The 11,547-nt window shown below is 41.4% G+C and carries 6 protein-coding genes and 2 pseudogenes; 2 read left to right on the forward strand and 6 right to left on the reverse strand.

Translation table 11 applies throughout. The features are described 5' to 3' along the window. A partial coding sequence (locus BB781_RS14520; RefSeq protein WP_094229187.1) for a PKD domain-containing protein occupies positions 1-2,371 on the forward strand: 2,371 nt, incomplete at its 5' end. 350 nt (positions 2,372-2,721) lie between these two features. Here BB781_RS14520 and BB781_RS15890 read toward each other — a convergent pair. The 5 genes and pseudogenes from BB781_RS15890 to BB781_RS14540 form a co-directional block, all read right to left on the reverse strand. After that, positions 2,722-2,862: a hypothetical protein gene (locus tag BB781_RS15890; RefSeq protein WP_164997922.1), complete on the reverse strand. Its 141-nt coding sequence runs from the start codon at positions 2,860-2,862 to the stop codon at positions 2,722-2,724. 377 nt (positions 2,863-3,239) lie between these two features. After that, a complete protein-coding gene (locus tag BB781_RS14525; RefSeq protein WP_094229188.1) occupies positions 3,240-4,520 on the reverse strand; it encodes a hypothetical protein in 1,281 nt (426 codons plus the stop codon). 524 nt (positions 4,521-5,044) lie between these two features. Then, entirely contained in the window at positions 5,045-7,456 is a 2,412-nt protein-coding gene (gene ppsA / locus BB781_RS14530) for a phosphoenolpyruvate synthase (protein WP_094229189.1), read from the reverse strand. Between the two features lie 48 nt (positions 7,457-7,504). After that, entirely contained in the window at positions 7,505-7,705 is a 201-nt protein-coding gene (locus tag BB781_RS14535) for a ferredoxin (protein ID WP_277985514.1), read from the reverse strand. Between the two features lie 96 nt (positions 7,706-7,801). Next, positions 7,802-9,229 (reverse strand): annotated as a pseudogene (locus BB781_RS14540) (IS1634 family transposase). A gap of 282 nt (positions 9,230-9,511) precedes the next feature. Here BB781_RS14540 and fen point away from each other — a divergent pair. After that, positions 9,512-10,537, forward strand: coding sequence for a flap endonuclease-1 (gene fen, locus BB781_RS14545; protein ID WP_094229191.1), 1,026 nt, complete (start codon positions 9,512-9,514; stop codon positions 10,535-10,537). A gap of 738 nt (positions 10,538-11,275) precedes the next feature. On the opposite strand, the pseudogene BB781_RS14555 reads toward fen, so the two are convergent. Next, positions 11,276-11,547, reverse strand: a pseudogene (locus BB781_RS14555) (transposase); the annotation flags it as partial.

Consider the following 11,547-nt stretch of genomic DNA (forward strand, 5'->3'; position numbering starts at 1 on the left):
TCTGCAGAATCCTGCTACTCATACATACAATGTTGCAGGTATCTATAATGTAAGTCTCAACGCCAGCAACCTTGCTGGAAGCGACCTAAGCAGCAATGTAACTATCATAGTTACAAGACCCGGAACACCAGAAAGTTTCACAAACACGACAGGTAATTTCTGGGTAAACCATAGCTGGAGTGCAGGTACAGGAGATGTTAGCGATTCCTATAACGTAAGTTATGACGGAAACTGGCTGAACGATACGACAAACAGTTTCAATCATACCGGACTTTCTGCTCATGCCTGGTCCAACATCACAGTCTATGCATACAATGTCACGGATTCCACAATTTCAGCAGGAGCCAGTGACAATGTTCAGGTTTCTAACAACGCTGTCAGCATTCTCAATGTGACTGACATCACAGTCTATGAAGGAGAAAATGTCACCTTTAACATCAACTCCACGGATGCAGACGGCGATACACCGGTATTTGGCTGTAACAATAGTGCCCTGTTCGATAGCTTCAACACCAGCACTGGTGAAGGTTCATGGGTCACTGATCTCAGTGATGCAGGAACCTACTACGTTGAATTCAACGTAAGTGACGGTTATGGATCAGTCGATTCACAGGTAATGACGATCACCATAAACGATGTCATAATTCCGGTTGCCGATATCAATGCAGACATCACAATGGGTCCTTATCCTCTGAGTGTACAATTCACAGACAATTCCAGCAACATTCCGACATCCTGGTTCTGGGACTTTGGAGATGGAACTAATTCCACTCTGCAGAATCCTGCTACTCATATCTACAGTGATGCAGGTATCTATAATGTAAGTCTCAACGCCAGCAACCTTGCCGGAAGCAACCTCAGCAGTAACATGACCATTACAGTTACAAGACCCGGAACACCAGAAAGTTTCACAAACACGACAGGTAATTTCTGGGTGAACCATAGCTGGAGTGCAGGTACAGGAGATGTGAGCGATTCCTATAACGTGAGCTATGGCGGAACCTGGCTGAACGGTACAACAGACAGTTTCAATCATACCGGACTTTCTGCTCATGCATGGTCTAACATCACAGTCTATGCCTACAACGCCACAGATTCCACGCTTTCAGCAGGAGCCAGTGACAATGTTCAGGTTTCTAACAACGCTGTCAGCATTCTCAATGTAACTGACATAACAGTTTATGAAGGCGAAAATGTCACCTTTGACATCAACTCCACGGATGCAGACGGCGATACACCGATATTTGGCTGCAACAATAGTGCCCTGTTCGATACTTTCAACACCAGCACTGGTGAAGGTTCATGGGTCACTGATCTTGCTGATGCAGGAACCTACTATATTGAATTCAACGTAAGTGACGGTTATGGATCAGTCGATTCTCAGGTAATGACAATCACCATAAACGATGTCATAATTCCAGTTGCCGATTTCAGTGCAGACACAGTAACAGGGTATGCACCACTTAGCGTACAATTCACAGATAATTCCAGCAACATTCCAACAGCATGGTTCTGGGACTTTGGAGATGGAACTAATTCCACTCTGCAGAATCCTGCTACTCATACCTACAGTGCAACAGGAACCTATAATGTAAACCTGAATGCAAGCAACCTTGCCGGAAGCAATCTCAGTAGTAACATGACCATCACAGTGACAACAACACCAAGTTCTGGATCATCAGGTTCAGGAGGAAGTGGAAGTCTGGTCATCCGTGAAGCAGATGAATCAAATGAACCTGCTGAGAGTGCAGGTGAAGACAATACAGAAGAAAAAAGCACAAAACATATCGAATCCGTGAGTTTTGAAGCAGACGCAAACGGCGAAACCCTGAGTGATGTAACTGTCTGGTCAAATGAAGAAACTGCATATCTAAGTGTCAGTGCCGGTACAAAGGTTACTGATGCATCTGGTGGTTCTGTTAGCAGTATAAGGATGGTGGATATTCCTGTATCGGATGTTCCGGCATCAACGGATGATCCTGAGATGGATGATGCAATGGCCTTGTATGCCTATGAATGTACACCAGACGGTACAACATTCTCTCCGGCTATTAGCCTGACATTCACACTAAGTGAGGAAGAATGGAATCAATACGGAGAAAGCGCAAAGGTCGGCTGGTACAATAATGATACCGGTGAATGGGAGATCATTCAGGGAACAGCAGATGCCAGTACAAGGACCATTACCATCCAGGTATCTCATTTCAGTACGTATGCTCTCTTTGGAGATGATGCCGGGGAGCCTGTGGCAGAAACACAGCAGACAGGTACGCAGGGAGGTATGTCTATGTCCTGGCTGTGGATTCTTTTGCTTCTGGCAATTGTCGGAGGAGTCGGGTATTATTTTACACAGGTAAAGAAGAAGGAGTAATGTCGTATTTATACGGCATTTTTTTACTTTTTTATTGTAAGTCCACTATTTTTATTGTTGAATGTTAAAACTAATACTTTTTGCTATTATTTTGCTATTATGTATATGGTATTGATTTTGGTATTGATTTTTCAAGTCCAGATTTTTTAATTTATTTTTGATTTAATACTCCCACTTACAATTGATATCATTAGAAAAGCAAATTATACGTGGATAATGCAAATGAAAGAAACTAACAATATAAAGTGCTTCCATAAAATGCAGAAAAGAGTCAGATATCTATTTGCTCACTCAATCGTGGAGATCCAAAAGAAAAAAAGATAAATGGAAGAGATTCACTCTCTCCATTCTTAAATGTATTTGATTCCGTATATATCGCCATTGTAGTATGTGTAAATTATTCCGAATGAGCCACCAAGTGCTCCCGCTCCCGGTACATTTTCTTTGAATATACCTTCTTTGACGTCGCCAGTTTCGTCTTTCCAGCCCATCGTGAATTCAGTCCCATATGTTTCATCTTCCAGTTTGTAAGCGCTTGATGAGGCCGAACCAGGTTCAATATCGCATCTTTTATGCTAATATAGCTTGTAGAAACCATTCCAATACCATCAGTTGCTATCAATACGCCTTCTTTTCTTACTTTGATTGCAATCTCTTCTTCAGCAGCATGGAAGTCTTTTGGTTCTTCACTGATCGTTCTTACCTGTACTGTCTCGCCTTCATCTCCTGTGTCACTGGTCCAGACATTAGCTCTCTAGCAATCGATATCGTATATGTAGTAGTCATTTGTGCTTATTACCTTGTCACCGTAGTCTTCAACCGTTGTAAGATACCAGCCAGGTACTATGTCTGATGAGCTTGTGCCTTATTATTGTGCTACTCTGGTTCCTGTCCAGCCACCGCTCCATGCTGAACTATCTGAGCCGTATCTCCAGTTTCCTTCGAATGAGTTACCGTCTTTGCTTAGTTTAAGTTCTACGTCACCTGCATCGTTCGGTGCTGCATATGAGGGGCTTTCGGACCAGGTTCCTATGAATACGTCGCCGTTCATGACACCTGCAAGTCTTCCCTTGTCGTGTGTGTACTCACCAACGATCTTATTTCCAGATTGTGTGAATGTCATGTCCCCCCAGTTAGAACTCCATTCTCCTATGAAGCTTGATGATGTGCTTTCAGACACAAATCCACTTTGTGGAGTTGGTACTGTATCAATTATTTCTTTGCTTGCTGACTGTCCTACTCTGGTTCCTGTCCAGCCGCCGCTCCATGCTGAATTATCAGAGCCATATCTCCAGTTTCCTTCAAATGAATTACCATCTTTGCTTAGTTTAAGTTCTACGTCACCTGCATCGTTTGGTGCTGCGTATGAAGGGCTTTCAGACCAGGTTCCTATGAATACATCGCCATTTACAACACCTTCAAGTTTTCCCTTATCGTGTGTGTATTCACCGATTATCTTATTTCCTGATTGTTTGAATGTCATGTCGCCCCAATTCGAGGTCCATTCCCCTATAAAGCTTGATGATGTACTTTCTGATTTGAATCCGCTTTGTGGAATTGGTAGTTCTCCTGTTGTTTCTGCGTTTTCAAATTCTGTTTTCTGGCTGTCTATTGTTGTACCGGCTAGCAGTTCCAGTGGTATTGAAACAGTTTTTCCATCTATTATTTCAAATCCTACTGATTCTTCTACTCCTGCTCCACTTATTACCACTTTGTAATTTCCAAGTGGCCATCCGTCATCTGGCTTTTCGAGTATGAACGTTCCGCGTCCGAAGTCTTCGCCGGTTTCGGATTCAAAAGTGTGGATCGAGTAATCATTGTCAAGGTAGATCCATTCTACGTTTATCTTGTCGTTTTCAAAGTTGTCGTAGATGAACCATGCGTATAATTCTTCTGAATCCTTTGAATATTTTAGTACTTTATCGACTGGTATGACGTTTTGTGTTGATGATGTCATCATTACTTCAAGAAGTCTTGGCTCGCCTTTGGCTGTCATGTCACCATATTTTTCTGTTACTGCGTCTACGATCTGTTTTTCTTCTTCGGTTGTTCCGAAGCTTCCAGGTTTATATGAGTCACTTATGTCTGTACAACCCGAAAGTGCGACCATACTTATCAAGAGCATTGCTACTAATATTTTCGATTTCATTTTTTACCATCCAACCATTTTATTTGGCAATTTGTTGTGCCATTTTATACTATTTCCTTCGGTTATTAAGTTACAATTATTTAAACATGAGTAATCGCCCTTTCTTGTTCGACAATTTTCGTATCTGTTTTAGGTTACTTTAGTATTTTTAGTATATTTTGCATAAGAATTGTGACTACAACAAGAACAAAAGTTACAAAAAAAAGATGTCCTAAATATGTATTTAATTTATTTAAAATATCAAATGACATTATCAAAAAATAAGCTTTGATTTAATCTAAACTTTCTGTATTTAATATTAATATAATGAAAGATATTGTATTAGTAGTCTTTAATCTGAATATTTGTAAAAGAAAACACGGTAAATATTTCGTATTCAAAAACCTTTCTTGTTGCAAATTGCTATCCTAAATTTAAAACTAAAATTGAAAGTTCCGATTTTTGAGCTTTTTGAGCTTACCTATTAATCAAATTAAAAAGCTAAGAGATGAAGTTGAACTGCTGCTTCCTGCAGCAAATCTATTTCACCTCCCCATCCCCTTCTCAACCTCCAGCACCTTCAATGCGATCTTCATCACAGAATCCGGATTCAGCGAAATAGAATCAATGCCTTCCTTCACCAGGAACTCTGCGAACTCCGGGTAGTCGCTTGGAGCCTGGCCGCAGAGTCCGCTGTGTTTATTATTTCGTTTGGCGCCTTGGATGGCCATTGAGACTATCTTCTTTACGGCTTCGTCACGTTCGTCGAAGGAGGAGGCCAGGATCTCGGAATCACGGTCTACGCCAAGGGTCAGTTGTGTGAGGTCGTTGGAGCCGATGGAGAAGCCATCGAAGTACTGGCTGAACTCATCAATCAGCAGGACATTGCTTGGGATCTCGGTCATCATGTAGACCTGGAGGCCGTTCTCTCCCCTGACGAGGCCGTTCTTCTTCATTTCTTCCAGGACCTTTTTGGCTTCTTCTACGCGGCGGCAGAACGGGATCATAAGTATGAGATTTGTCAGGCCCATCTCATCTCTCACTTTTTTCATGGCCTTGCATTCAAGAGCGAAGCCTTCACGGTAGCGTTCATCGTAGTAGCGGGAAGCTCCCCTGAAGCCGATCATGGGGTTGCTCTCCTCTAATTCAAAGTACTCACCGCCAAGAAGAGTCTCATATTCATTGGACTTGAAATCGCTCATACGCACTACCACGGGTTTGGGGTGGAACGAAGCGGTGATAGTAGCCACTCCTTGTGCGAGCTTCTCTACAAAAAAGTCTGCCTTGTTACCGTGCCTGCCTGTGAGCTCCTCTATCTGTTTTAGTACTTCAGCATCCGTTACTTTTTCAGGATGCACAAGCGCCATGGGATGCACCTTGATATAGCTTGTAATGATGAACTCCAGTCTTGCAAGTCCTATACCATCGTTTGGTATCATGGACATCGTAAAGGCTTCCTCGGGATTGCCCAGGTTCATCATTATCTCCGTTTTTGTCTTTTTCAGGCCCTTGAGGTCAACAGTTTCTATATGGAACGGAAGTATGCCTGCATACACCTTGCCTGCATCCCCTTCTGCACAATTCACCGTGACTTCCATGCCATCTTTCAGTTTTTCCGTTGCATCTCCTGTGCCCACAACTGCCGGGATGCCAAGCTCGCGGCTGACAATAGCGGCGTGGCATGTCCTTCCTCCTTTATTGGTTATGATGGCAGCCGCCTGCTTCATAACAGGTTCCCAGTCCGGGGTGGTGGTATCAGCCACCAGTATCTCTCCTGCTTTGAAATCAGGAAGTTTAGAGACATCCGAGATAACATGTACTTTACCGGCAGCAATCTTTGCACCAACACTTCTTCCGATTACAATGACATCCGAGGTCTTATCAAGGTAATATGTCTCAAGCACATCCTTCCTCTTCAGTGACTGCACAGTTTCCGGTCTTGCCTGGACTATGAACAGCTCCCCGGTTTCACCGTCTTTTGCCCACTCCACGTCCATAGGCACATATTTCCCTCTTTTATTAGAATAGTGATCCTCAATGGTCACCGCGAACTTTGCCAGTTGCAGCACCTCATCATCCTCAAGACAATAGCGCTTCCTGTCAGCCTCCGGCACCTCAACATTGCGGGTGAGCACACGGGAATCACCCCGGCCGTAGATCATCTTGATCTCTTTGCTGCCTCTCTTCTTTTTGATTATGGGCCTGAAGCCTTCCTTGAGAGTGGGTTTGAAAACGTAGAATTCATCAGGATTGACAAGTCCCTGCACCACATTCTCTCCAAGGCCATAGGCTCCGGTTATGAAAACCACATTCTCAAAACCAGATTCAGTATCGATAGTGAATATCACACCGCTTGATGCGAGATCCGAGCGCACCATCTTCATTACACCAATAGACAGGCCAACCTTAAAATGCTCGAACCCGTTGTTCTCCCTGTATGAGATTGCCCTGTCTGTAAAAAGTGAGGCGAAACACCGGTTACAGGCATCTTTTAATGAATGGTAGCCATGTATGTTCAGGTAAGTCTCCTGCTGCCCTGCAAAAGATGCGTTAGGAAGGTCTTCTGCAGTAGCAGAACTGCGCACTGCAACATCAACATCTTCACCATACTGTTCACTAAGTTTATCATAAGCTGCTTTTGTTTCTTCCCAGAGGTCATCCGGGATGCCTGCATCAAGTATGATATTCCTTGCTTTCTTACCCCTCTTTGAAAGATCTGTTACATTATTGATGTCCAGTCCGTCAAGTGTCATTTTGAGCTCCTCAAACACTCCTGCGGACTTTAACACATGCCAGTAGGCATCAGCAGTTATGGCAAAACCGTTAGGGATCTTAATATCATTATTTGTAAGTTCTCTATACATCTCTCCCAGGGACGCGTTCTTGCCCCCCACTAAAGGCACGTCATCTATAGTAATTTCCTCAAACCATCGAATATACTTGCTGTTTCCTTTCATGGACCCACTCCATTTTTAATTGTATTTGATAGTGTAATTCAATATGTTTTAGCCATCATTTCCGATGGCATCAACCGGACAAATACTCAGTGCTCTTTCACAAATCTGTTTTTCATCATCAGTTTCTGGCTGTTTGAAAACAAAGGCATTTGAATTGGTGGTGGTCATTTTGAAGTGTTTTGGAGCCTCGTCCATGCATAATTGGCATGCTATGCAATTTTCATCGACCCCAAGTTTGACAGTTTTCACTCCCTGACGAAGAGAAAGTCATCTCTTTCAAGCCAAAATTTTTGTTTTTTTGTCAGGAAAAGCTATTTGACAGTTTTAATAATTTAATACAAATTTCTACGATTTCACCCATTTTTGCCTTAAAAACAGCGTATTTATGGCATCAAAGTTGGCGTAAATGTACTTTTTTGCCTGACCTTTCATGAAATCCACGGTAACTGTCAAATTCAATAAGCTTTTTTTGATGAATTTTGTCGACTTATGTTTGAGTTCATTGAACTCATATCGCATTAGCGATATGAAAAGTTGTGCAATGAACCCAATGATCACCGCACCATAAACGCTAGCATCCGTCCATACTCTCAATGGTTTGATCTCAATCTCATTCTTCAGGGAATTGATGATCTTCTCAATCGAGTCTTTCTTCCTGTATGTTTGAAGAGCTTGTTTTAGTGTCAAATTCTTACTCGATTTCAGGCAAAAAAATCCTTCTCTACCTGTAATCAACTTCTCTTCCAGTAGTTTGATAGCTTCTTGTTCGTCAAGATCCGTCAGTTTTGTCTGCAGGGAATAAACAACATCAACAAGGGCATTATTGATCCTGAACCTTTTTGGAAGTTTTTTGTTCTTGTCAATCGATTTCTGTATCTCTTTTGCTTCCTCTATCTGCCTCATTATCTTCCTTGCTCTTGACTCAAGTTGCTCCTTCTGGAGCTTTTCAGAAAAGTAGAAGTAGTTGACACTACTTGGTTTAACTATTTTCAGACCATAGATACCATCATCATGGTCAATGATCTCAAGAGAATTATCCCAGAAATTAGCTATTATTTTGTCATCGCTTTTATTGAGCTTTCTTGCAGTCAGATACTGCATATCATCTGCCCTTATTAGGGCAGTGTTCTCTATACTGTGAGCTCCTTTATCAAAAACAACAAGTCATCCCTGCTTCAGTCTATTGTTAACCTGTTGATACGTTTTCCTGAAGTGCTTTTGATCATGTAGATTTCCTTGTTCTACTGTGATACCAATTGGTACATTGATAGGATCAGCAAGTTCAGTAATACCCACAGTTATCTGCTTTTTGTCAGGTCTGTGATCTCTGCTATATCCGTATTTGCCTAATGGTGATTTATCACCATACAGGACAATACTTGTCCAGTCCATGTTGATATTGGTATGCTCAAAATCATATCTTGTAAACAGTGTGTCCTGGATGTCGGAAATAATCGTTTCACGATTATTTCCCAGGGTTTCAAGAACCCTGTAAAGTGTCCTTTCACTGAATTCATCAAGATTGAAGATATCAAGCACTTCATCACGGTTGATCCAGTCATGAGCTTTACTTATGCTGAAATTATCTGTAAGCTTGTAGCTTATAAGAGCTTTGAGCAAGTTGTTGATATCAATACCATTCTTTTTATGTTTACCAAAAACTGTGGAAAAGTCAAGGACATCATAAAATTTGTCTACAGCCAGGATAGTTCCGATGGGAAAGCATATATTCTCGTTAGGAATAATCTCATATGTTCTTAGTTTTGCTTGCATTTTTTGTCGAATACAGTAAGGCTAAGAACACTTTTATTACTTTTGACTGTCAAAGTAGGGATCGACATAATAAGGGCCTGGAATATTCTCCGACACTTTGCTATTTTTATCTGCCATATTTAACTCCCCTTTTAACGAATACTAATTATTTGAATTACATAGTACATAAGACATTAGTCTTGAAAATTAAATTATTTATCATACTTTTTGGAATACCCCTATAAACCAGAATGTCATTGAAACAAAAGAAACGATAGAATGAATTAAAAACGGAAAATCATTATGGGCACGCAAATAGGAACCTTACTTACAAAAACCCCGATAACATACGAAAAACTATGTGGTAAAGTGATCGCCATCGACGCATACAACACAATATACCAGTTCTTAAGTGCCATTCGCCAGCGTGATGGCTCACTACTAACAGACTCCTCTGGAAACTCGGTGTCCCATCTGACCGGACTTTTCTCAAGGACCAGTAAAATGCGGGATGCAAACATAAAACCTGTCTTTATCTTTGACGGCAAGCCGCCGGAGATGAAAAAGGCAACACTGGAAAAGCGCAAGGAATGCAAAGAGGCAGCATCTCGCAATTATGAGCTTGCAAAGGACGAAGGCAATCTTGAGGATATGAAGAAGTTTGCCCAGGCAACCTCCAGGATAACCTCGCAGATACTGGAAGAATCCAAAAAACTGCTAGATATCATGGGTATTCCATGCGTGCAGGCAGAATCTGAAGCTGAGGCCCAGGCTGCTTTTATGACCTCCATGGGGGATGCAGATCTTGTAGGTTCACAGGACTATGACGTTTTTCTTTTCGGAGCAGAGGATGTAGTCCGCAATCTGGGAAGCACCGGAAAGAGAAAAATCCCTGGAAAAAAGGCTTATATTGAAAAAACACCGGAACATATCTCCCTGAAGGGCTCTCTTGAAGAGCTGCATATAACTCGTGAGCAACTTATTGATATCGCCATTTGTACTGGCACAGATTTCAATGAAGGTATCCATCGCGTGGGTGCAAAGACCGCACTTAAACTTATTCGAAAACACAAGGATATCAGCACAGTGATAAGGGAAGAGAATAAGGATATTCGTTCCTGTGTTCCTGTAGAAGAGATCATGGAATTCTTCCAGAATCCACCTGTTACTACAGATTATAGTCTCAGGTGGAATAAACCAAAGTCTGATGCATTGTTTGATTTTCTTGTTGAGAAGAGGGATTTTTCTGAAAAACAGGTGCTGAAGAACATTGAGATTCTGGAGAACAGAGCTAGTGGTGACTGCCAGTCATGTTTGGGTGAGTGGTAAATTCTAAATCCAAAAGAAGATCAGGACAACAGGTTAACTATGGTACTTGCCAGTTGTCCAAATGAAAGTATGGTTGTGAATCCGGAAAAGATTTTGCCGTATGAGTATTTCTGGGAAAATCCTTCCATCCAGCTTATGTTTGTGGCGTTTATATTTCCAAACGCAATACAAGTTAGTGTTAGTCCTATGATCCGCCTGGAATTCTGTACTGAAAATCAATAAAAATCTATAAGTACTAAGATATAGGAATATAAATTCCTATCAGGACAGCCTATTGAAAATAAAAAAGTGTCCCTTTTTTGTTTTCTATAAACGTTATTGTGCGGCTTTGCTTCGTTTCACTTCCTCATCATTATGATATATTATATTTAAGATATATTTATATAGTAGTAAAATATACTCTGCTTTACTCAACAAACATACAAAAACAGAAAAACGAAAAAGAGGTCAGTACGGAAATCTTGGTTTCATTAAATCATCCCCTCAGACTTTGCCTTTGTATCAAAGGCAATATCTATACATCCGTATCTGACTCTTAAAAACGGAAGTGGAGTATGGGCGGGGGCCGGGGTATGTTTGTTGAGTGGGTTATTGTCTTTAAAGGGCGAAGTAATTGCCCTTCTAATCTTTTTTGTTTTGTGTTTTTATTTGAGGTTTAACCATTCATCCCATTAATCCTTTAAATGGCCCATTAACTCTTACAACTGCTTCTTTTGGCTAAAATTTCCTTTTATGCCCTCAAATCCTCAACTTCCTAAAAGCACTTGGAGCACGAATCAAGTCAAGTCTTTCAACCTTAAATGCTGCCAGTGCCGTAAGTAGTGCAGTTATGTTGCTTATTGAAACAAACAACTTAGCCCACTCATTACCTCTTGTTAGTGTTTTTGATCGATTGTATCCAACGACCTCGTTAGAATTTTTCCTTTCAACACAAGTCCTCAGGTCATATATCTTTTGAAGTATCCGATGATATATCCTGGGGATATAAATCGCTCTGAAATGGTTACCCC

The organism is Methanolobus psychrotolerans (assembly GCF_002243045.1).
Taxonomy (GTDB): domain Archaea; phylum Halobacteriota; class Methanosarcinia; order Methanosarcinales; family Methanosarcinaceae; genus Methanolobus; species Methanolobus psychrotolerans.